Origin of the sequence: Dickeya dadantii NCPPB 898, assembly GCF_000406145.1 — a bacterium.
GTDB lineage: Bacteria > Pseudomonadota > Gammaproteobacteria > Enterobacterales > Enterobacteriaceae > Dickeya > Dickeya dadantii.
In genome coordinates this window covers 4,425,175-4,446,688 of the sequence record NZ_CM001976.1, presented here as the reverse complement: position 1 = coordinate 4,446,688, position 21,514 = coordinate 4,425,175, and the positions used below count along the sequence as shown (strand labels likewise).

The following is a 21,514-nucleotide window of genomic DNA, read 5'->3' as shown; positions in this document are numbered from 1 at the left end:
ATAGATAACCAGTGGAATTTGTCTCCGATCCGGAGGCCGGGTTCCCCTTTGACGGATAACCGACGCCTATGGACGTATCTGACCTGCTCGACAGTCTGAATGATAAACAGCGTGACGCCGTGGCGGCGACGCGCAGCAACATGCTGGTGCTGGCTGGCGCAGGCAGTGGTAAAACCCGCGTGCTGGTGCATCGCATCGCCTGGTTGCTGACGGTGGAGAACTGCTCGCCCTATTCGATCATGGCAGTGACCTTTACCAACAAGGCGGCGGCGGAAATGCGTCACCGTATCGATCAACTGCTCGGCACCAGTCAGGGCGGGATGTGGATCGGCACGTTCCACGGGCTGGCGCACCGCCTGCTGCGCGCGCACCATCTGGATGCCGGCTTGCCACAGGATTTCCAGATTCTGGACAGCGAAGATCAGTTACGGCTGCTCAAACGTCTGGTCAAGGCGCTGAATCTGGATGAGAAGCAGTGGCCGCCCCGTCAGGCGATGTGGTACATCAACGGCAAGAAAGACGAAGGGCTGCGGCCACAGCATATCGACAGCTACGGCAACCCGGTGGAGCAAACCTGGCTACGCATCTATCAGGCTTATCAGGAAGCGTGCGATCGCGCCGGGCTGGTGGATTTCGCCGAATTACTGCTGCGCGCCCACGAACTGTGGCTCAACAAACCGCATATCCTGCAGCATTACCGCGACCGTTTTAGCAATATTCTGGTGGACGAATTCCAGGATACCAACCGTATTCAGTACGCCTGGATTCGCCTGCTGGCCGGCGACAGCGCCAAAGTGATGATCGTGGGCGACGACGACCAGTCGATCTACGGCTGGCGCGGCGCACAGGTGGAGAATATCCAACACTTCCTGCGGGATTTCAGCGACGTAACCACCATCCGTCTGGAACAGAATTACCGTTCCACCGCCAATATCCTCAATGCCGCCAACGCGCTGATTGCTCACAACGGTGACCGACTGGGCAAAAACCTGTGGACCGATGGCATCGAGGGCGAACCGATTTCGTTGTATTGCGCCTTTAACGAACTGGACGAGGCGCGGTTCGTGGTCAGCCGCATCAAGGTATGGCAGGAAGCGGGCGGGGCGCTCAGCGAATGCGCCATTCTTTATCGCAGCAACGCCCAGTCGCGCGTGCTGGAAGAGGCGCTGTTGCAGCAAAGCCTGCCGTACCGGATTTATGGCGGTATGCGCTTCTTCGAACGTCAGGAAATCAAGGACGCGTTGTCTTATCTGCGCCTGATGACCAACCGTAACGATGACGCCGCTTTTGAGCGAGTGGTCAACACGCCGACGCGCGGCATCGGCGATCGCACGTTGGACGTGGTGCGCCAGACTGCGCGCGACCGCCAGTTGACACTGTGGCAGTCCACGCGCGCGTTGTTGCAGGAAAAAGTGCTGGCCGGGCGCGCCGCCGCCGCGCTGCAACGTTTTCTGGAACTGGTGGATGCGCTCGCCAGCGATACCGCCGATTTACCGCTGCATGTGCAGACCGACCGGGTGATTCGCGATTCCGGGTTGTGGAGCATGTACGAGCAGGAAAAAGGCGAGAAGGGTCAGGCGCGGGTGGAAAACCTGGAAGAACTGGTGACGGCGACCCGCCAGTTCAGTTATCAGGACGAAGATCAGGGCTTGCTGCCGCTGCAGGCGTTTTTGTCTCACGCCGCGCTGGAGGCCGGCGAAGGGCAGGCGGACGCCTATCAGGACGCGGTGCAACTGATGACGCTGCACTCCGCCAAAGGTCTGGAATTCCCGCAGGTGTTTGTCGTCGGCATGGAAGAAGGAATGTTTCCCAGCCAGATGTCGCTGGATGAAGGGGGCCGTCTGGAAGAAGAGCGCCGGCTGGCCTACGTCGGCGTGACGCGCGCTATGCAGAAACTAACGCTCACCTACGCCGAAAGCCGCCGTCTGTACGGTAAGGAAACCTATCACCGCCCGTCGCGTTTTATCGGCGAACTGCCGCCGGAGTGCGTGGAAGAGGTGCGACTGCGCGCCAGCATCTCGCGTCCGGTTAATCATCAGCGGCTGGGAACGCCAATCAGCCAGAGCGATACCGGGTATAAGCTGGGGCAACGGGTGCGTCACGCCAAATTCGGCGAAGGCACCATTGTGAATGTGGAAGGCAGCGGCGATCACTGTCGGATCCAGGTGGCGTTTGCCGGTCAGGGCATCAAATGGCTGGTGGCCGCGTATGCTCGTCTGGATACGGTATAGCGTGATTGTGCCGTGACGGCGGCGGTGTTCAGTCTGAGTTCACTGGATGTTACGGTTGGACACAGACTAATCATCTGTTTGTCTGTTGACAGCCTTTTTCATCTCGGCGTAACATGCGCGCATCATTATGCCCGGAGGACCCACGCCTTGGACACACCCAGTCGATACTGGCTCAATAACCTACTGATTAGGTACCACTTCTAAGGCTATCTTCCCTGTGCTGATAGCCTTCGAGGTTGTCAGCGATATTGTTTGTCGCATCGAGTCAGCACCGTCTCATGGCCTGAAACCTGATGGTGACTTTTCCACCCTGTTTCTGTGTTTCAATCGCGTTTTGTCCCTCTTTGTTACATTTTGGGAGCATGGCTTATGCTGAGCGCATTCAAACTCGATAACTGCCGTTTAACTCGCCTGGAACTGGATGAAAGCAACGACCTGACCACGTCGCTATGGGTGGATTTGGTCGAACCGGACGTCGAAGAGCGAGATTTGGTGCAGAATCAGCTGGGGCAAAGCCTGGCGACCCGACCGGAGCTGGAAGACATCGAGGCATCGGCCCGTTTCTTCGAAGATGAAGACGGCCTGCACATTCACTCCTTTTTCTTTTATGAAGACGCGGACGACCACGCCGGCAACTCCACGGTGGCGTTCACCATCCGCGATGGCCGTTTGTATACGCTGCGCGAGCGCGAACTGCCGGCCTTCCGCCTCTACCGCATGCGCGCCCGCGCTCAGACGCTGGTGGACGGCAACGCCTACGAACTGCTGCTTGACCTGTTCGAAACCAAGATTGAACAGCTGGCGGACGAAATCGAAAACATCTACAGCGATCTGGAATCCTTAAGCCGGGTGATCATGGACGGCCGTCAGGGCGACGAATATGACGACGCGCTATCGACGCTGGCGGAGCAGGAGGATATCGGCTGGAAAGTACGCCTGTGTCTGATGGATACCCAGCGCGCGCTCAACTTCCTGGTGCGCCGTGCCCGTCTGCCGAGCAGCCAACTGGAGCAGGCGCGCGAGATCCTGCGCGACATCGAGTCTCTGCTGCCGCATAACGAATCGCTGTTCCAGAAGGTCAACTTCCTGATGCAGGCGGCGATGGGTTTTATCAACATCGAACAGAACCGCATCATCAAAATCTTCTCGGTGGTATCGGTGGTGTTCCTGCCACCGACGCTGGTGGCGTCCAGCTACGGCATGAACTTCGAATTCATGCCGGAGCTGAAATGGGCCTACGGCTATCCGGGCGCGATGCTGTTGATGCTGCTGGCCGGTCTGGCGCCGTACCTGTATTTCAAACGCCGCAACTGGCTGTAACGCCAACGCCCTTTTCTCTGACAGGCGACTCGTTGCCCGCAAGGTCGACGAGTCCCTGGCCCGACTTCCTCCGACAATTTTTGATAACGGACAGATTTCGCACGGATAGATGCCCGTCTGACGGGCTTCCGCGGTAGAATCGCCTCTCTGCTTTGATGTTGTAACAGGTGCTGTGCATGGAGAGGTTTCCCGCGTCGACACAATGGTTCATGCTGCTGTCGGTTTCGTTGGTGTTGGGGTTTGGTCTGCAGGTTTATCATGTTCCGGCGGCGCTGTTGCTGGGGCCGATGCTGGTAGGGGTAGTGATGGGCCTGAACGGCGCCACTATCCGTATTCCCCGTCCGCTGTTTTTCGCCAGTAATGCCGTGCTGGGCTGTCTGGTGGCGCAAAGTCTCTCCCTGTCCATCCTGACGCCGCTGGTGAAAGAGTGGCCATTAGTCCTGTTTATCCTGTTGTCGACGCTGGTTGCCAGCGGGCTGTCGGGCTGGTTGCTGATGCGCTACAGCGAGCTGCCGGGCACCACCGGCACCTGGGGTGCCTCTCCGGGCGGCGCGTCGGCGATGGTGGCGATGGCGGGGGACTTCGGCGCCGATGTGCGGCTGGTGGCGTTCATGCAGTATCTGCGGGTACTGATGGTGACCGCGGCGGCGGCGTTTGTGGCGCGCGCCAGCCTCGGGCAAGACGCCCAAGCCAATAGCGCGCTGATGGTCTGGTTCCCCGCGTTGGACTGGCGTTTCCCTGCCACGCTGGCGGTGGCGTTTAGCGGCGCCTGGATTGGGCGGCGGCTGCGCATTCCTTCCGGCCAACTGCTGGGGCCGATGATTATCGGCTCCATGTTGCATTCCACCGGCACGCTGACATTACAGACGCCGGAATGGCTGCTGGCGCTGGCCTATGCGTTTATTGGCTGGAGCGTCGGGCTGGCGTTTACCCGCCCTGTTTTCCTACTGGCGCTGCGCACCCTGCCGAAAATGATGATGTCGATTGTCACGCTGATGCTACTGTGCGGCGGGATGGCGCTGATGATAACGCATTTGTTGTCGGTAGATATCCTGACCGCCTATCTGGCGACCAGCCCCGGCGGGCTGGACTCCATTGCCATTATCGCCGCCGGCAGCCGGGTGGATATCGCGTTCGTTATCGCCATGCAGACGCTGCGCTTGTTCTCCACCCTGATTTTCAGCCCTATTCTGTCACGTTACATCTCGCGTCACGCTGTGGTTAGCGCGGCGTAATCGCCGCTGAGTATAGAGCGCGTCAAGCGTGAAGACGGCCAGCGCCAGCCAGATGAACGCAAAGGTGACCAGCCGGTCCGGTGTGATGGTTTCGCCGTAGACCAGCACCGCTAGCAGGAAGGTCAGCGTCGGCGCCAGATACTGAAAGAAGCCCAGCGTCGACAGCCGCAGACGCATGGCGGCCGAGGTAAACAACAGCAGCGGCACGGTTGTGACGATGCCGGCCGCCATCAGCAACAGATTGAGCGATGTCGGGTTTTGACTGAGATGGCTGGTGGGCGAGTCGGCCAGCCATTCCAGATAGACCAGCGCGGCGGGCAGCAGCCACAGGGTTTCGAATAACATGCCGGTCTGGCCGTCGATAGCGATCTTTTTGCGCAGCAGGCCGTAAATACCGAAACTAAAGGCCAGAGCGAGCGCAATCACCGGCAGCGAGCCGAGCGTCCACAACTGCACCAGTACGCCGCACATCGCTAGCATCATCGCCAGCCATTGCGTTGGGCGGAAGCGCTCCCCGAGAAACAGCATCCCCAGCAGCACGCTGACCAGCGGGTTGATGAAGTAGCCCAGGCTGGCTTCCAGCATATGGTTATGGTTAACCGCCCAGATGTAAATCAGCCAGTTGCAGGCCACCAGCATGGCGGTGATCGCCAGCAGCAATAACTGGCGCGGCCGACGGCAGGCGTTGCGCACCACTCCCCATTTACGGCTGAGGCTCAGCAGCAACAGCATGAAAAAGAACGACCAGATAATCCGGTGGCTGAGAATTTCATCAGCCGGCACTTGCGTGAGCTGTTTGAAGTAAACCGGGGCGATCCCCCAGATGATATAAGCGCCGAGGGCAAACAGCATCCCCTGACGGTGTTGTGGCATACTCATTGATAAGAAACCAGATAAACCGCAATAAGCATCCAGTGTACCGGAGCACGGCGTGGGTGTCTTGCCGCCGCGTGCCGATAAATATCTGTTCGACACGCCCTTAGCCAACGATGTAGGTGGCGATGGCGCTGGCGATATGCGACTGTTTTTCATTATGTAATTCGGCTCGCGCCACGGCGATTTTATTGCCGCCGCGCAACAGCTGGCTGGTCAGGATAAAGTGCTCACCGCGGCCGGGGCGCAGGTAATCCACCCGCAGGTCGATGGTGCCCATACGCGACAGCCGCTGGTGAAGTTCCTGCTCGCTCAAGGTGTCATGTCGCAGCAGCGCGCTGCCCACGCACACCAGCCCGGCCGCCACGTCCAGACCGGCGGCGATCACGCCGCCGTGCAGGATCTGTTGCAACGCATTGCCCACCAGCTTGTTCTGGTGATGGAAACTCAGCGTAACCGCATCCGGCGAGAATGCCTCCAGCGTGAGCCCCAGCTCCTGATTGAATGGCATCTGATAAATAAAAATATCGCTGACGCGCTGACGTAGCGTGTCCTGGGTGAGCGGTGTAGTAAGCATGTGTGAGCCTCTTGTCGCGCCTGCAGGGTGAGGTGGTTAATTTTTATGTATTTATGGGTTAATGAATTGTTATTTTAGGCGCCGTAATGCTTTCTTGCTACCGCTGGTCGATATAACAACAGGAAAACTGCGCGAACCGGGCGACCTGTGTACACTATCCGCCATTATTTTCAGTTCGTTATCCAATTCACATTACTATCTTGATCCTTTGGGAGAGTACGCACATGTATAAATCAGGTGGGATAGCTGTTGCGCTGATGTTGGCGGCGACCGCCCAGGCGCAGGAAGCCCGCGTTCAGGAAATCCATGATGCGCCGGCCGTACCGGGCAGTATTATCGCCGGGCTGCTGCAGAAGCACGACACGCCGTTCATACTTTACCCTTATGAAAGCAACTACCTGCTTTACACCTACACCAGCAACATCAATAAACAGGCGATTGACAGCTACAGCTGGGCCGACCACGCTCGCAAAGACGAGGTGAATTTCCAGTTAAGCCTCGGTTTTCCGCTGTGGCGCGGCATTGCCGGGGAAAACTCGCTGTTGGGCGCGTCTTATACCCAGCGCTCCTGGTGGCAGATGTCCAACAAGAGCGAGTCCACGCCGTTTCGTGAAACCAACTACGAACCGCAGGTCTTTCTTGGCTGGGCGACCGATTACCGTTTTGCCGGCTGGACGCTGCGCGACGTAGAGATGGGGTTCAATCATCAGTCCAACGGGCGCGCCGATCCGACCTCGCGCAGCTGGAACCGGGTCTATGCCCGTCTGATGGCGCAGAACGGCAACTGGCAGGTGGAAGTGAAACCTTGGCTGCGCCTGCATGACAGCGAAGACGACAACCCGGACATCATCCGGTACATGGGCCATTATCGGGTGCGGGTCGGCTACCATTGGGGGGACAGCATTTTCAGCGCCGAAGGACGTTATAACTGGAATACCGGTTACGGCGGCGGCGAGCTGGGATGGAGCTACCCGATCAGCGATCATGTCCGTTTTTACACCAAGGTATTCAGCGGTTACGGCGAGTCGTTGATTGACTACAATCACCGCCAGACCCGCTACGGCATTGGCGTGACGCTCAACGATATGTTCTAGCCCTGACCGGCGAGACTGCGGGCCGCCGCAGAAAACCCGGCAACAGACGTTGCAGTTTTGGCGAGCGGCGCTGAAAATAGCGCTTGTTTGCTTTTTTCAAAAGCGGTGAATAACTTTTTCAGGGCAGTGAATAACGTGAAATCGGTGAAGGCGTGTCTACGGCAGATGTATTGAATGCGGACGTATTGAATAAAGAAACGCTGGCGATGCAGGTGCTGCGTGAAACCTTTGGCTACCAGCAATTCCGGCCGGGTCAGCAGGCCATTATCAATGCCGCCGTCAGCGGGCGCGACTGCCTGGTGATCATGCCGACCGGCGGGGGAAAGTCCCTGTGTTATCAGATTCCGGCGCTGGTGCTGGAAGGGCTGACGCTGGTAGTGTCGCCGCTGATCTCCCTGATGAAGGATCAGGTCGACCAGTTGCAGGCTTACGGCGTGGCGGCGGCTTGCCTCAATTCCACCCAAACCCGTGAACAGCAGCAGGCGGTGTTCAGCGCTTGTCGTCGCGGTGAACTGAAACTGCTGTACATCGCGCCGGAGCGTCTCACCACCGACGGGTTTCTGGAGCAACTGACGCACTGGAACACGACGCTTATCGCTATCGACGAAGCGCACTGCATTTCCCAGTGGGGGCACGATTTTCGCCCGGAATACCGCGCGCTGGGGCAGATTAAACAGCAGTTTCCCACCCTGCCGATTGTGGCGCTGACCGCAACCGCCGATGAAACTACCCGTCAGGATATCGCCCGTCTGCTGGATTTGCGCGACCCGCTGATCAATATCAGCAGTTTCGACCGTCCCAATATCCGTTACACGCTGGTGGAAAAATTCAAACCGCTCGACCAACTGTGGCTGTTTGTACAAGGGCAGCGCGGTAAGAGCGGCATCGTGTATTGCAACAGCCGGGCCAAGGTGGAAGACCTGTGCGCCCGGTTGCAGAACCGCGGGCTGAGCGTCGGCGCCTATCATGCCGGGCTGGACAACGACCGTCGCTCTCAGGTGCAGGAGGCGTTTCTGCGCGACGACCTGCAGGTGGTGGTCGCCACCGTGGCGTTCGGCATGGGCATCAACAAACCTAACGTGCGCTTCGTGGTGCATTTCGACATCCCGCGTAATATCGAATCCTACTATCAGGAAACCGGCCGCGCCGGGCGCGATGGCCTGCCCGCCGAGGCGGCGCTGTTCTACGACCCGGCGGACATGGCCTGGCTGCGCCGCTGCCTGGAAGAAAAACCGGCCGGTGTGCAGTTGGATATCGAGCGGCACAAACTGAATGCGATGGGGGCGTTTGCTGAAGCGCAGACTTGCCGCCGTCTGGTGTTGCTCAACTATTTCGGCGAAAACCGCCAGCAAGCGTGCGGCAACTGCGACGTCTGTCTCGACCCGCCCCGGCGCTATGACGGACTGGTGGACGCGCAGAAAGCGCTGTCCTGCGTTTACCGCGTCGGGCAACGGTTCGGCATCGGTTATATCGCCGAAGTGCTGCGCGGCGCCAATAATCAGCGCATCCGCGAATTCGGTCACGACAAACTGCCGGTGTACGGCCTGGGTAAGGATAAAACGCAGGAACAGTGGGTCAGCATTTTGCGTCAGTTGATCCACCTCGGGTTGCTGGCGCAGAACATCGCCCATCATTCCGCGCTGCAACTGACCGAATCGGCCCGGCCGGTGCTGCGCGGCGAAGTGCCGTTGCAACTGGCGGTGCCGCGCGTTATCAGCCTGAGCAAGCCGCGCGCCAGCCAGAAAACCTACGGCGGTAATTACGACCGCAAACTGTTCGCCAAACTGCGCAAACTGCGTAAATCCATTGCGGATGAAGACAACATTCCGCCGTACGTGGTGTTCAGCGACGCTACGCTGCTGGAAATGGCCGAACTGCTGCCGGTCACCGCCAGCGAGCTGCTGGCGGTCAATGGTGTCGGCCAGCGAAAACTGGAGCGATTTGGCACCCCCTTTATGACGTTGATCCGCGATCATTTGGATAGCGGTGATGACTGAGGCGTGCTTAGTCTACCGGCCGGGTCTTCGCCTTCTCTGGAACGTAAAAAAGGAATGAATATGTTGATGCTGTTTCTCACGGTAGCGCTGGTGCATCTGATTGCGCTGATGAGTCCGGGGCCGGATTTCTTCTTTGTTTCCCAGACGGCGATCAGCCGCTCCCGCCGCGAAGCGTTGATGGGCGTGCTGGGGATTACGCTGGGCGTGCTGGTATGGGCCGCCATCGCGTTGATGGGGCTGCATCTGCTGCTGGAGCGCATGGCGTGGCTGCATCGTCTGGTCACGATCGGCGGCGGTCTGTATTTGTGCTGGATGGGCTGGCAGATGCTGCGTTCGGCTCTGCGTAAGCGAGCTCATCAGGGAGAGGAAACTGTCGAAGTGGCGTTGCCGCAGCAGGGTAAAACCTTCATGCGTGGTTTCCTGACTAACCTGTCCAACCCCAAGGCGCTGATCTATTTCGGCAGCGTGTTCTCGCTGTTTGTCGGCGATGACGTGGGGGCGGCGGCGCGCTGGGGACTGTTCGCGCTGATTTCACTGGAAACCTTGCTGTGGTTCAGCCTGGTGGCGCTGGTGTTTGCGTTGCCGGTGATGCGCCGCGGGTATCAGCGGCTGGCGAAATGGGTGGACGGTCTGGCAGGCGTGCTGTTTACCGGGTTCGGCATCCACCTGATTATTTCGCGTTAAATTCCACCCGCTTTTTTATTTACAGATATTATTCGCTGGTTTCCGATAGTCGTACCGGAAACCAGTCCTCTCTAATTAGCGCTTTCTCCTCATTGATCGCATCGGCTCCTGAATAACTCATTGGTTCGGGGCGGTATATTTGTTGATGGCACTCTCCGGGGGGTATCGCTGACCGGAGCGCCTGATGCAATTTTTGCCTGATAAACCAAGCGAATGAACGCACCTTGAATATTTTTCCTCTGGAATGACGGTTGCGAACGCTCAACGGGTATTGCTGAGGGTTTGCTTACACAAATTTGTACAATCACATATTAAAAGAAAGTATCGTCAAATTCTGTTTTCCAGAACAGGTAAGGATTCGATCATGGCGGTTGAAAACCCCAAAGCCTCTTCAGCATCCAATACTGACGAGGAGAAAGCTGGCGCTAAGGCATTTCCTCTTGTTCAAATTATCATCGCTATGGAGAAAATGGGCTGGAAAGTTGCTCCTCAGTTGATGAAACACTGGTTTAGTATCAGCCCGGCGGTAAAATGGACAATAGAAAGCAAGAACACCTTATTTAATACTGATGCCAGAACATTAAAGGAAAATGAGTATAACGACACCATCGTAAAAATGGATTGGGCATTGAAATACCCACAAGTAATAGAAAGATTTCACCAATTACAAGAAAGTTGGGACAATCACAACGCTATTGCACTCCTGAAAGAAAGGCTGGTATCTGAAGGATATACTCCAGGTGGATTAGTGAAGCTAGGGTACAGTGATAGCGCCAGAGTACTGGATGCCTCAGCACAGGTAAGTGGTGTTGACGTTGGCGGCATTCTGGATACGATTAATGATTGGTATGGCGCAATCGGGAAAGCAAATCTTAAACTTGCAGTGCGTGGCTATACATCTGTACATGAAAATAAATCTATTTTTTCTCTTGAATCAATCGGTGTATATCTCAAAGATGCGTATGACTTTGTTGATGAAAGAGTAATGAATAGTATTGATATTATAAGGCCGGAATTATTAGGGGTGTGGAGTAAAGACCGTATTTTGAATAAGGTGGAGACAGTAGTCTATTTTTCATATTATATTGCGGGGCTATCTGGTTTACTGGAAAATAAATATCCGGGATTTTATCCGATATGGAATTCGGATTTTAGACGTTGGCAGGAGAGAAATAATTCAGGTGGAGACTTTATCGTATTTTCCGATGTTTTCTGGTTTCCACCATCAAAAGATAATAAAGTGATATTCTTATGATATACCCGTCATACTTCACGTTGCAGGTGCGTTGACTTTATTACTCGGCCCATGCTTGGGCCTCGCCCTTTCAGGGTCGCAGCACGCTGCGTTCAAATCTGCTCCCGGCAGAGTTGTCGTTCACCCGAATCACTTACCTGAGTAAGCTCATCGGGATTCAGGCTTTGCGGGCCGTCGCCAGCAGCGCGCCGACCAGTATGAACAGCGAACCAAAGGTCCGGTTCAGCTGTTTGAGCTGACGCGGGCCTTTTAGCCACAGCGCGATGCGCTGCGCCAGCGTGGCGTAGCCAATCATCACGATGATGTCGACCACCACGGTGGTGACGCCCAGCACCAGATACTGCATCGCCTGGGGCTGATGCGGGATAATAAACTGCGGGAACAGCGCGGCCAGAAACACGATGCTTTTCGGGTTGGTCAGGTTGACCAGAATCGCCCGTTTGAATAAACGGCGGCGCGGCATACTGTTAGCCAGCGTCTGCAGGTCCAGCGAGCCGGCGCTGCGCCATTGCTGGATGCCGAGCCAGATCAGGTAAGCGGCGCCGAGCCATTTCAGCATGTCGAAGGCCAGCACCGATTGAGACAGCAACGCCCCCAGGCCGATCCCCACCAGCACGATGTGAATAGTCAGGCCCAGCTGCAGCCCGGCGATGGAGGCTATCGCGCCGCGGTAACCGTGGCTGATGCTGGTGCTCATGGTGTTGATGGCGCCGGAGCCGGGCGACAGGCTGAGAATTAATGTGGTGACGAGGTAGGTTAACCACCAGTCCTGGGTCATGGCCGAATGCTCCCTGATTGCGGTTTTTTGTGTCACAATACGCCAATGCCCGTCTTTGTGCTATAGCTCACAAAAATCAATCCGTTCGGCATGATTGACCTCGGGAGAGCCTGATGAATCCGTATCCAGAGTGCCTGCTGACCAGGGAATGGCAGTACGCTGCATTTGTTAACGGATCATTGCTGGATTTCTGGCGACAGCGTCAGGAAGGGATGTTCATCGGCGTGGATGACGTGCCGATCCGTTTCGTGCGTTTTACCTCGCCGTTGCATCAGCATCTGGTAGTGGTGTTGCCTGGCCGCACCGACAGTTACGTGAAATATGCCGAGGCGGCCTACGACCTGTTCCAGTGCGGTTACGACGTGTTGATGATGGACCACCGTGGTCAGGGGCGTTCCGGCCGGTTGCTGAAAGACCGTCATCGCGGTCATGTTAAGCGCTTTAGCGATTATGTGGACGATGTGGCGACACTGTGGCAACAGCAGGTGGCGCCGGGGCGCTATACCAAACGGTTCGCGCTTGCGCATTCAATGGGCGGCGCGATTCTGGCGCAGTTTCTGGCGCGTCAGCCGCAGGCGTTCGATGCGGTGGCGCTTTGCGCGCCGATGTGCGGCATCCTGTTGCCGATGCCGCGCTGGCTGGTCTGGCGCATTCTCGACTGGGCCGAGCGTTACCCGGCGATACGGGACTACTATGCCATCGGCACCAGCCCGTGGCGCCCGTTGCCATTTATGGCGAATGTGCTGACCCACAGCCATGCGCGCTATCGTCGCCATGTGCGTTTTTATGCCGATGACCCGGATTTGCGCATCGGCGGCCCGACTTATCACTGGGTGCGGGAAGCGCTGCAAGTGGAAACGCAACTGTTACAACAGGCGGCGGTGATTATAACGCCTCTGCTGCTGTTGCAGGCGGAAGAGGAGCGGGTGGTGGATAACCGCTGTCAGGACGCCTTTTGTCAGGCGCTGGCGGCAGCCGGCCACCCGTGTGCGGATGGCCGACCTTACGTCATTCGCGGCGCTCGTCACGACATCCTGTCGGAAAAGGATGCGATGCGGGCCGACGCCTTCGGGCGGATTTTGCAACACTTCAACGATTATCATTAATACGTCTGTGCGGCCAGTCCGCCCGGCACCAGCGGAGGTTGGATTTCAACGTATGTACCCGATTGTTGCTTCCGATCTGGATGGCACCTTGCTGTCACCCGATCACACCCTGTCACCCTATGCCAAAGAAACCCTGCGCCTGATGACGGAACAGGGCGTCCATTTTGTGTTCGCCACCGGACGTCACCATATGGATGTGGCGCAAATCCGCGATAATCTGGCGATCAGCGCCTACATGATTACGTCTAACGGCGCGCGGGTGCATAACACCGAAGGCGAGCTGATTTTCAGCCACAATCTGGACCGCGATATCGCCCACGATCTGTTCGGCATGGTGTATCACCATCCGGAAATCATGACCCACGTTTATCGCGGCGACGAGTGGTTCCTGTGTCGCTCCCGCCCCGAGGAAGAGCGCTTTTTTACCGAGACGGTGTTCCGCTACAAACTGTTCGACCCGGAAACGCTGGGTACCGACGGCGTCGGCAAGGTGTTTTTCACCTGTGAGGATCACGACAAACTGCTGCCGCTGGAAGAAGCGCTTAACGCGCGCTGGGGCGACCGGGTGAACGTCAGCTTTTCCACCCTGAGTTGCCTGGAGGTGATGGCGGGCGGCGTATCCAAAGGCCACGCGCTGGAGCAGGTCGCCAAAATCCTCGGTCACACTATCAAAGACTGTATCGCCTTCGGCGACGGCATGAACGACTATGAAATGCTGTCGATGGCGGGCAAAGGCTGCATCATGAGCAATGCCCACCAGCGACTGAAGGATATGCTGCCGGACAACGAGGTGATTGGCACCAACATCGATCAGGCGGTGCCACAATACCTGCGTCGTCTTTATTTCTGAGACGGCCGGGCATCCGGCGGTGAATGCAGGAACGCGACGGCCTTGTCGGGGAAATCCGTGAACAGGCCGTCCACATCGGCTTGCCGGTAGAGCAGCGCATAGAGCGCGTTCACGTCGTTGACGTATTTCGGCAGCCGGTCCGCCCGCACCGTGTAAGGGTGCACCACCATGCCGCTGGCGTGCGCCTCTTTCACCAGCGGACTGATGGCGACCTTGCCCGCTTCGCCGCTGAGCAGCATGTGATAGTCGGGGCCGACGCCATCGGCGTAGCGGGCGATTTTCTGCATCGCGCCCGGCTTGAGCATCCAGTCGTAGTCATAGTTGACCCAGCGGCCGTCCGGCTGTTGCTGCTGGGTTTCCTGCCAGCGGGTTTCGGCGATCAGTTGTACCAGCTTCAGGTTCATGCCCAGCGCCGGCTCCAGTTCGGTTTTGATGCGCTGTAGCTCGTTGGCGTCGAAGCATTGCAGGTAAACCCGGTCGCTTTTTTGGCTGTAGCCGTACTGTTTCAGCACCTCCAGCACCGCGCGTGAAATATCTTTGCCTTCCTGACGATGGAACCACGGCGCTTTGATTTCCGGATAGATGCCGATATTTTTGCCGGTCGAGTGGTTCAGCCCCTGAATAAATTCGATTTCATCCTGAAAGGTGTGAACGCGAAAGTCCGATTTGCCCATCGGGAAACGATTCGGGTAGCTCTGCACCGGCTTGCCGTCTTTCAGGTCAAACCCTTCGGTGAATTTAAGCGAACGGATTTCCGCCAGCGTAAAGTCGATGGCGTAGTAACGGCCGTCAGCCCGCGCCCGGCCGGGAAAACGGCTGGCAACGTCGGTCACGCGATCAAGGTAGTGATCGTGCAGCACCACCAGCGCGTTATCTTTGGTCATCACCAGGTCCTGCTCCAGATAGTCCGCGCCCTGCGCGTAGGCCATCGCCTTGGCGGGCAGGGTGTGCTCCGGCAGGTAGCCGCTGGCGCCGCGGTGGGCAATCACGATTTTATCGCCGGTCTGCGCCAGCGCGGAGAGAGACATCGCCAGCGTCATGCCGGCCAGTAACGGTTTGAACAGAGGATTCATGTCAGCGTCCTTTTTCAGTGGGAGAAAGAAAAGCTGGGTGAGTCGATGCGTTTAAAATGAAAGTATCGTTGATAACTCCCCGCCAGTCCGGCGGGGATAAAGCGTATGGTTTCGTCGTCAGTAAACCATGACTGGATGACAGAATCAGGCGCGTTGCGCCAGCGCTTCCTTGTGTTTCTTCTCGTTGATCATGGTCAGGATCAACAGCAGCACCGCCAGTACGCTACCACCGATCATCACCAGGAAACCGCCGTCCCAGCCGAAGAAGTCCACGGTGTAACCGACGATAGCGCTGGCCGCCACAGAACCGCCCAGATAGCCGAACAGGCCGGTGAAGCCAGCGGCGGTGCCGGCGGCTTTCTTCGGCGCCAGTTCCAGCGCATGCAGGCCGATCAACATCACCGGGCCGTAGATCAGAAAGCCGATAACGATCATGCAGAGCATGTCCACGGTGGGGTTGCCCGCCGGGTTCAGCCAGTACACCACGGTGGCGATGGTCACCAGGCTCATGAAGAACACGCCGGTGGCGCCGCGGTTGCCTTTGAACACTTTGTCGGACATCCAGCCGCACAGCAGCGTGCCCGGAATACCGGCGTATTCGTACAGGAAGTAAGCCAGCGACGACTTATCCAGCGCGAAGTGCTTCACCTCTTTGAGGTAGGTGGGCGACCAGTCGAGAATGCCGTAACGCAGCAGGTAGACGAACACGTTGGCAAAGGCGATGTACCACAACAGTTTGTTGGGAAACACATACTGCATGAAGATTTCTTTGGCCGTCAGCTCCTGTTCGTCTTTTTCGCTGTAATCCGCCGGATAATCGTTTTTGTATTCTTCGATCGGCGGCAGGCCACAGGACTGCGGCGTGTCGCGCATTATAGCGAAGGCGAACAGCGCCACCAGAATCGCGGCGAACGCCGGCATATAGAGCGCGGCTTTCCAGTCGTGGAACCAGGCCATCCCCAGCAGGAACAGCAGCGGCGGAATGCCGCCGCCCACGTTGTGGGCGCAGTTCCACACCGACACGATGCCGCCGCGTTCTTTCTGCGACCACCAGTGCACCATGGTGCGGCCGCACGGCGGCCAGCCCATGCCCTGGAACCAGCCGCAGATGAACAGCAGCACGAACATGACCATGATGCTGGAGGTCGCCCACGGCACGAAGCCCATAAACAACATCACCGCCGCCGCCAGAATCAAACCGGCGGGCAGGAATACGCGCGGGTTGGAGCGGTCGGACACCGAGCCCATGATGAATTTAGAAAACCCGTAGGCAATCGAAATACCGGACAACGCGAAGCCCAGATCGCCTTTGGAGAAGCCCTGTTCGACCAGATAAGGCATCGCCAGCGCGAAGTTCTTCCTGACCAGATAGTAGGCGGCGTAGCCGAAAAAGATCCCCAGAAAAATTTGCCAGCGCAGACGGCGGTAGAGCGGATCCACCCGATGTTCCTCTACGCGCGGACGATGTGCCGCAGGCTTGAAAATACTCAGCATAAATAAACGATCCCCGATAGTTATGTTCTATAACGCTCGCCAGCGTAGCGAATGCGCGTGCTTTTCAGTGTGAGTAAACGCGCAATTGTTACACTTTTATGACGAGGGAGGCCATTTTGAGCTGTGAATAACACAAATGAAATAACCATTTTTCATTTCTGAGTGATTTGAGTCACATATTCGTGGTCTTACCGTCGTTCGGTTTTCGTTTTTTGAGTGTTTTTGTTCTTTATCAATCATTTTTGCGGTGATTTATGTCCCACTACATACAAAGACGATCCGAATTGAGGTGGGACGGTAATGGCGAACGATGGTTTGCGGCGTGAAACGGATGTGGTGATTATCGGCGGCGGCGCCACCGGCGCGGGGACCGCTCGCGACTGCGCATTGCGCGGTTTGCGGTGCCTGTTGCTGGAACGGCACGACATCGCCACCGGCGCTACCGGTCGTAATCATGGGCTGTTGCACAGCGGGGCGCGTTATGCGGTTACCGATGCCGAATCCGCCCGCGAATGCATTGAAGAAAATCAGATTCTGCGCCGTATTGCCCGCCACTGTATTGAACCGACCGACGGCCTGTTTCTGACGTTGCCGCAGGATGACCTCGACTATCAGGCGCGGTTTGTCGCCGCCTGTCGGCAGGCGGGGATCCCGGCGCAGGCGATCGATCCGCAAGAGGCGTTGCGACTGGAGCCGGCCGCCAATCCGGCGTTGATCGGCGCGGTAAGGGTGCCGGACGGTACCGTGGACCCGTTCCGGTTGACCGCCGCCAACATGATCGACGCCTGCGAGCATGGCGCGGAAGTGCTGACCTACCACGAAGTCATCGGGTTGATTCGCCAGGGTGACCGCGTCATCGGCGTGCGCGTTTTCGACCACAAACGCCACCTGGCCTGCGAGATTTATGCGCAGGTGGTGGTGAACGCGGGCGGCATCTGGGGGCAGCGTATCGCTGAATACGCCGACCTCACCGTGCGCATGTTCCCGGCCAAGGGCGCGCTGCTGATTCTGGGCCACCGTATCAACAACCGGGTGATCAACCGCTGCCGTAAGCCGGCGGACGCCGACATTCTGGTGCCGGGCGACACCATTTCGCTGATCGGCACCACCTCGACCCGCATCGACTACGACCAGATCGACCGCATGACCGTTACCCCAGAGGAAGTCGATACCCTGATCCGCGAAGGCAGCCTGCTGGCGCCGCAACTGGCGCAAACCCGCATTCTGCGCGCCTACGCCGGGGTGCGACCGCTGGTGGCGAGCGATAACGACCCGTCCGGGCGCAGCGTCAGCCGCGGCATTGTGCTGTTGGACCACGCCAGCCGGGACGGGCTGGAAGGGTTTGTCACCATTACCGGCGGCAAGCTGATGACCTATCGGCTGATGGCGGAATGGGTGACGGACAAGGTATGCGAGAAGCTCGGCCATCGAGCCGAATGCGCCACCGCGTCACGGCCGCTGCCGGGGTCGGAAGTCTCTGATCCAGACAGGCCGCAGGCCGCGTCGCCGCTGTCGGCGCCGTTGCGCGGCTCGGCGATTTATCGCCACGGACATCGCGCCGCGCCGCTGGTTTCCGGCCAGCGGGTGGACAGCAGTCTGGTGTGCGAATGCGAAGCGGTGACGGCGGGCGAGGTGCGTTATGCGGTGGAGTCGCTGCAGGTCAACAACCTGACCGACCTGCGCCGCCGTACCCGCGTCGGCATGGGCACCTGTCAGGGGGAGCTGTGCGCCTGCCGCGCGGCCGGTCTGTTGTGTCGGCTGGGGCAGTCCACGCCGCAACAGGCGGTGTCGCAACTGAGCCAGTTTCTCAATGAGCGCTGGAAAGGTATGCGTCCCATCGCCTGGGGGCATACGTTGCGGGAAAGCGAATTTACCAGTTGGATTTATCAGGGGCTGTGCGGGCTGACCGAAAACCGGGAGCAGGAGAACAGCGATGCGTTATGACGTGGTGATCATTGGCGGCGGGCTGGCCGGGTTAGCCTGCGGCATTCGCTTGCAAGAGCAGGGTAAACGCTGCGCCGTGGTCAGCGTCGGGCAAAGCGCGCTGACCTTTGCGTCCGGCGCGCTGGACCTGCTGGCGACGCTGCCGGACGGCACGGCGGTCGACCAGCCGTTGACGGCGTTGGATGCGTTGGCCGCCCAGGCGCCGCATCATCCTTACACCCTGATGGGCAAGGCGCGCGTCAGCCAACTGGCGTCGGACGCCGAAGCGCTGCTGGCGCGCTGCGGGCTGTGGCTGCGAGGGGGAAGCGGGAGTAATCATCAGCGCCTTACCCCGTTGGGCAAGTGGCATCCGTGCTGGTTAAGCCCGTCGGACAGCGTGACGCGCGGCTTGCCGGGGTCGCCGGCGTGGCGGCAACCGCTGGTCGCCGGTATCGACGGCTTTATGGATTTTCAATCCCGGCTGGTTGCCGGCGCGTTGCAGGCGGAGGGGATCGCCGCCCGCGCCGATGACCTGCGTCTGCCGCTATTGGATGCTTTACGGCAAAACGCCAGCGAGTTTCGCTCGCTGGCGATTGCCCGGTTGCTGGATACCCCGGCGGGGACGGCGGCGCTGGCCGAAGAACTGCTGACGCGGGCGAACGGCAATGACGCCGTGATCCTGCCTGCCTGCATCGGTCTGGAGGCGCAGGCGCGGCTGAATGCGGCGCTGGGTAAACCGGTGGGGTTATTGGCGACGCTGCCGCCGTCGTTGCCAGGCATGCGCATGCATCAGGCGCTGCTGAATCGCTTTCGTCAGATCGGCGGAACGCTGATGCCGGGAGATCGGGTGTTGTCGGCGCAGCCGCGGGAAGACGGTGTGGCGCTGTATACCCGCAGCCACGGCGAGATACCGCTGCGCGCCGATCATGTGGTATTGGCGAGCGGCAGCTTTTTCAGCAATGGTCTGGTGGCCGAGCGCGATCGGGTGGTGGAACCGGTGTTCGGGCTGGACGTCGATTTCCTGCCTGCTCATGAAGACTGGAGTAAGCCGAATCTGTTCGCCGCTCAGCCCTACCTGCAATTCGGGGTGGTGGCGGATGCGCAGTTGCATCCGGCTATCGGCGGTCATACTCAGCACCGTTTGTATGCGATTGGCTCGGTATTGCGGGGATATGACCCGTTGCGACAGGGATGCGGTGGTGGGGTATCGCTGCTGACCGCGTTGTACGCCGCCGAGATGATCATAAGAGAGAACCCATGATGAACCGGCCTGACACCAGTTTCGAAAACTGCATCAAATGCACCGTCTGCACCACAGCCTGCCCGGTGGCGCGCGTCAATCCGCTCTATCCGGGGCCGAAACAGGCGGGGCCGGATGGCGAACGGCTGCGGCGCAAAGACCCGGCGTTGTTTGACGAAGCGCTGAAGTATTGCACCAACTGCAAGCGGTGCGAGGTGGCTTGCCCATCGGATGTCAAAATCGGCGACATCATCCAGCGCGCCAAAGCCAGCCATAGCCAGCACCGCCCGACGCTGCGCGACGCCATTCTCAGCCACACTGACCTGATGGGGACGGTCGCCACGCCGTTTGCGCCGCTGGTGAACACCCTCACCGGGCTGAAACCGATGCGCCAGCTGCTGGATAAAGCGTTGAAAATCGACCATCGCCGCCAGCTGCCGCGTTATTCCCACGGCACCTTCCGCAACTGGTATCGCCAGCAGGCGGCGCATCAACGGCAATTTGCCGAACAGGTGGCTTATTTCCACGGCTGTTACGTCAACTACAACCACCCACAGCTGGGGCGCGACCTGATCCGCGTGTTTAACGCGATGGGGGTCGGGGTGCAGTTGCTGACCAAAGAGAAATGCTGCGGCGTGGCGCTAATCGCCAACCGTTTCCTCGATAAAGCGCGCAAACAGGCGCGTTTCAATCTGGCCTCGCTGGATGACGCCATCAACAGCCGGGGCTTGCCGGTCATCGCCACCTCGTCCAGTTGCACCTTTACGCTGCGCGATGAATATCCCCATCTGCTGGGGCTGGACAATCACCACGTGCGCGACGGCATCGAACTGGCGACTCGCCATCTTTATCGTTTGCTGGAGCAGGGCCGGACGCTGCCGTTGCAGCCCTTGCCGCTGCGGGTGGTGTATCACACGCCCTGCCATCTGGAACGCATGGGGTGGACCGCCTATACGCTGGAACTGCTGCGGCGGATTCCGGGGCTGGAGTTGCAGGTGCTGGATTCCCAGTGTTGCGGCATCGCCGGAACCTATGGTTTCAAGAAGGAAAACTACGACACCGCGCAAGGAATTGGCGCGCCCTTGTTCCGGCAGATTGACGCAAGCGGCGCCGATTTGGTGATCACCGATTGCGAAACCTGCAAATGGCAGATTGAAATGTCGACGGGGAAACCCTGCGAACATCCCTTCAGCTTACTGGCTAAAGCGCTGCCTGCGGAGTAAACGGTTGGCGCGGGCTTCGATGCACGGCCGCCCTCTCAATGTTGACGCGGAGAGGGCGTTTATTTTTATTCCCTCGCGCCGCGTATGGTTAATTGTTAACCAATTGATTCTGAAAAAATAATCCTTCATGGTAACGGCAGGATCATCGAAATGTCAGGCAGGCCGGCGATCTCAGGGGGGATTTTTCTTTGTATTGAGCAAAAAAACGCTTTACAGATGCAAATGATAATGATTATTATTGCCATGCGTTCCGGGAAAGCCAAATGAATCCATCCTTGTGACTCATCGCGGTTTTGCTGTGAAGGCACGACATTGCTCACATTGCTTCCAGTATTACTTAGCCAGCTCGGGTGCTGGCTTTTTTTTATCCTGAATTTTTAGGAATCTGGTTTCCTATTTGTTTGTCGCGGTGCGACATCAAAAATTTCTCCCGGAAATTTTTTGTGGCGTGCCATCCCTGGCCGCCACCCTACGGGCCGTCGCGGTGCGACATCAAAAATTTCTCCCGGAAATTTTTTGTGGCGTGCCATCCCTGGCCGCCACCCTGCGGGCTGTCGCGGT

At 58.3% G+C, this 21,514-nt stretch carries 17 protein-coding genes; 12 read left to right on the top strand and 5 right to left on the bottom strand.

The features are described from left to right. The first annotated feature begins 68 nt into the window (after positions 1–68). The 3 genes from uvrD to DDA898_RS19950 all read left to right on the top strand — a co-directional run bounded on the left by uvrD (position 69) and on the right by DDA898_RS19950 (position 4,786). Positions 69–2,231 (top strand): DNA helicase II, encoded by a 2,163-nt coding sequence (uvrD, locus tag DDA898_RS19960; protein ID WP_038912142.1) that lies wholly within the window; start codon positions 69–71, stop codon positions 2,229–2,231. 369 nt (positions 2,232–2,600) lie between these two features. Next, positions 2,601–3,551 (top strand): magnesium/cobalt transporter CorA, encoded by a 951-nt coding sequence (gene corA / locus DDA898_RS19955; RefSeq protein WP_022635229.1) that lies wholly within the window; start codon positions 2,601–2,603, stop codon positions 3,549–3,551. A 176-nt stretch (positions 3,552–3,727) separates the two neighbouring features. Continuing rightward, positions 3,728–4,786 (top strand): AbrB family transcriptional regulator, encoded by a 1,059-nt coding sequence (locus DDA898_RS19950; protein ID WP_038912141.1) that lies wholly within the window; start codon positions 3,728–3,730, stop codon positions 4,784–4,786. On the opposite strand, the gene rarD is transcribed toward DDA898_RS19950, so the two are convergent. Both rarD and DDA898_RS19940 read right to left on the bottom strand, forming a co-directional pair. Next, complete coding sequence (gene rarD / locus DDA898_RS19945) at positions 4,745–5,665, bottom strand: EamA family transporter RarD (RefSeq protein WP_038912140.1); 921 nt, start codon at positions 5,663–5,665, stop codon at positions 4,745–4,747. The genes DDA898_RS19950 and rarD overlap by 42 nt on opposite strands. Before the next feature lie 100 nt (positions 5,666–5,765). Then, on the bottom strand, positions 5,766–6,236 hold the full coding sequence (locus DDA898_RS19940) for a thioesterase family protein (RefSeq protein ID WP_013319820.1): 471 nt from the start codon (positions 6,234–6,236) through the stop codon (positions 5,766–5,768). Between the two features lie 224 nt (positions 6,237–6,460). Between DDA898_RS19940 and pldA the strand changes: the two genes are divergently transcribed. The 4 genes from pldA to DDA898_RS19920 all read left to right on the top strand — a co-directional run bounded on the left by pldA (position 6,461) and on the right by DDA898_RS19920 (position 11,266). Further along, the gene (pldA, locus tag DDA898_RS19935) at positions 6,461–7,330 is read left to right on the top strand and encodes a phospholipase A (protein WP_038912139.1); all 870 of its coding nucleotides are present in this window, start codon (positions 6,461–6,463) and stop codon (positions 7,328–7,330) included. A gap of 152 nt (positions 7,331–7,482) precedes the next feature. Then, entirely contained in the window at positions 7,483–9,327 is a 1,845-nt protein-coding gene (gene recQ / locus DDA898_RS19930) for an ATP-dependent DNA helicase RecQ (RefSeq protein ID WP_038912138.1), read from the top strand. A 60-nt stretch (positions 9,328–9,387) separates the two neighbouring features. After that, a complete protein-coding gene (rhtC, locus tag DDA898_RS19925; protein ID WP_038912137.1) occupies positions 9,388–10,011 on the top strand; it encodes a threonine export protein RhtC in 624 nt (207 codons plus the stop codon). A 364-nt stretch (positions 10,012–10,375) separates the two neighbouring features. Next, positions 10,376–11,266, top strand: a complete 891-nt coding sequence (locus DDA898_RS19920) for a DUF6402 family protein (protein ID WP_038912136.1) — start codon at positions 10,376–10,378, stop codon at positions 11,264–11,266. A gap of 157 nt (positions 11,267–11,423) precedes the next feature. Here DDA898_RS19920 and rhtB read toward each other — a convergent pair whose 3' ends face one another. Further along, positions 11,424–12,044, bottom strand: coding sequence for a homoserine/homoserine lactone efflux protein (gene rhtB / locus DDA898_RS19915; RefSeq protein WP_038912135.1), 621 nt, complete (start codon positions 12,042–12,044; stop codon positions 11,424–11,426). Positions 12,045–12,157: 113 nt separating this feature from the next. Here rhtB and pldB point away from each other — a divergent pair, with 113 nt between their 5' ends. After that, positions 12,158–13,150, top strand: a complete 993-nt coding sequence (pldB, locus tag DDA898_RS19910; protein ID WP_013319812.1) for a lysophospholipase L2 — start codon at positions 12,158–12,160, stop codon at positions 13,148–13,150. A gap of 52 nt (positions 13,151–13,202) precedes the next feature. Continuing rightward, on the top strand, positions 13,203–14,000 hold the full coding sequence (yigL, locus tag DDA898_RS19905; RefSeq protein ID WP_038912133.1) for a sugar/pyridoxal phosphate phosphatase YigL: 798 nt from the start codon (positions 13,203–13,205) through the stop codon (positions 13,998–14,000). On the opposite strand, the gene glpQ is transcribed toward yigL, so the two are convergent. Next, entirely contained in the window at positions 13,991–15,073 is a 1,083-nt protein-coding gene (glpQ, locus tag DDA898_RS19900) for a glycerophosphodiester phosphodiesterase (protein ID WP_038912132.1), read from the bottom strand. The two genes, yigL and glpQ, sit on opposite strands and share 10 nt — an antisense overlap. Positions 15,074–15,217: 144 nt before the next feature. Further along, positions 15,218–16,567, bottom strand: coding sequence for a glycerol-3-phosphate transporter (glpT, locus tag DDA898_RS19895; RefSeq protein WP_038912131.1), 1,350 nt, complete (start codon positions 16,565–16,567; stop codon positions 15,218–15,220). Between the two features lie 300 nt (positions 16,568–16,867). On the opposite strand from glpT, the gene glpA reads away from it, so the two are divergent. Genes glpA through glpC form a run of 3 tightly spaced genes read left to right on the top strand, consistent with a single transcriptional unit; the run spans position 16,868 to position 20,953 of the window. After that, entirely contained in the window at positions 16,868–18,511 is a 1,644-nt protein-coding gene (glpA, locus tag DDA898_RS19890) for an anaerobic glycerol-3-phosphate dehydrogenase subunit A (RefSeq protein ID WP_038912130.1), read from the top strand. Next, a complete protein-coding gene (gene glpB / locus DDA898_RS19885; protein ID WP_038912129.1) occupies positions 18,501–19,751 on the top strand; it encodes a glycerol-3-phosphate dehydrogenase subunit GlpB in 1,251 nt (416 codons plus the stop codon). The genes glpA and glpB overlap by 11 nt, the downstream gene beginning before the upstream one ends. Beyond that, the gene (gene glpC / locus DDA898_RS19880; protein WP_033112121.1) at positions 19,748–20,953 is read left to right on the top strand and encodes an anaerobic glycerol-3-phosphate dehydrogenase subunit GlpC; all 1,206 of its coding nucleotides are present in this window, start codon (positions 19,748–19,750) and stop codon (positions 20,951–20,953) included. The genes glpB and glpC overlap by 4 nt, the downstream gene beginning before the upstream one ends. The last annotated feature ends 561 nt before the right edge of the window (positions 20,954–21,514 follow it).

Excerpts from the sequence above, each read along its gene's own strand:
- uvrD (WP_038912142.1), top strand. The coding sequence starts at position 69 with ATGGACGTATCTGACCTGCTCGACAGTCTGAATGATAAACAGCGTGAC.
- corA (WP_022635229.1), top strand. The coding sequence starts at position 2,601 with ATGCTGAGCGCATTCAAACTCGATAACTGCCGTTTAACTCGCCTGGAA.
- DDA898_RS19950 (WP_038912141.1), top strand. The coding sequence starts at position 3,728 with ATGGAGAGGTTTCCCGCGTCGACACAATGGTTCATGCTGCTGTCGGTT.
- rarD (WP_038912140.1), bottom strand. The coding sequence starts at position 5,665 with ATGAGTATGCCACAACACCGTCAGGGGATGCTGTTTGCCCTCGGCGCT.
- DDA898_RS19940 (WP_013319820.1), bottom strand. The coding sequence starts at position 6,236 with ATGCTTACTACACCGCTCACCCAGGACACGCTACGTCAGCGCGTCAGC.
- pldA (WP_038912139.1), top strand. The coding sequence starts at position 6,461 with ATGTATAAATCAGGTGGGATAGCTGTTGCGCTGATGTTGGCGGCGACC.
- rhtC (WP_038912137.1), top strand. The coding sequence starts at position 9,388 with ATGTTGATGCTGTTTCTCACGGTAGCGCTGGTGCATCTGATTGCGCTG.
- DDA898_RS19920 (WP_038912136.1), top strand. The coding sequence starts at position 10,376 with ATGGCGGTTGAAAACCCCAAAGCCTCTTCAGCATCCAATACTGACGAG.
- rhtB (WP_038912135.1), bottom strand. The coding sequence starts at position 12,044 with ATGACCCAGGACTGGTGGTTAACCTACCTCGTCACCACATTAATTCTC.
- pldB (WP_013319812.1), top strand. The coding sequence starts at position 12,158 with ATGAATCCGTATCCAGAGTGCCTGCTGACCAGGGAATGGCAGTACGCT.
- yigL (WP_038912133.1), top strand. The coding sequence starts at position 13,203 with ATGTACCCGATTGTTGCTTCCGATCTGGATGGCACCTTGCTGTCACCC.
- glpQ (WP_038912132.1), bottom strand. The coding sequence starts at position 15,073 with ATGAATCCTCTGTTCAAACCGTTACTGGCCGGCATGACGCTGGCGATG.
- glpT (WP_038912131.1), bottom strand. The coding sequence starts at position 16,567 with ATGCTGAGTATTTTCAAGCCTGCGGCACATCGTCCGCGCGTAGAGGAA.
- glpA (WP_038912130.1), top strand. The coding sequence starts at position 16,868 with ATGGCGAACGATGGTTTGCGGCGTGAAACGGATGTGGTGATTATCGGC.
- glpB (WP_038912129.1), top strand. The coding sequence starts at position 18,501 with ATGCGTTATGACGTGGTGATCATTGGCGGCGGGCTGGCCGGGTTAGCC.
- glpC (WP_033112121.1), top strand. The coding sequence starts at position 19,748 with ATGATGAACCGGCCTGACACCAGTTTCGAAAACTGCATCAAATGCACC.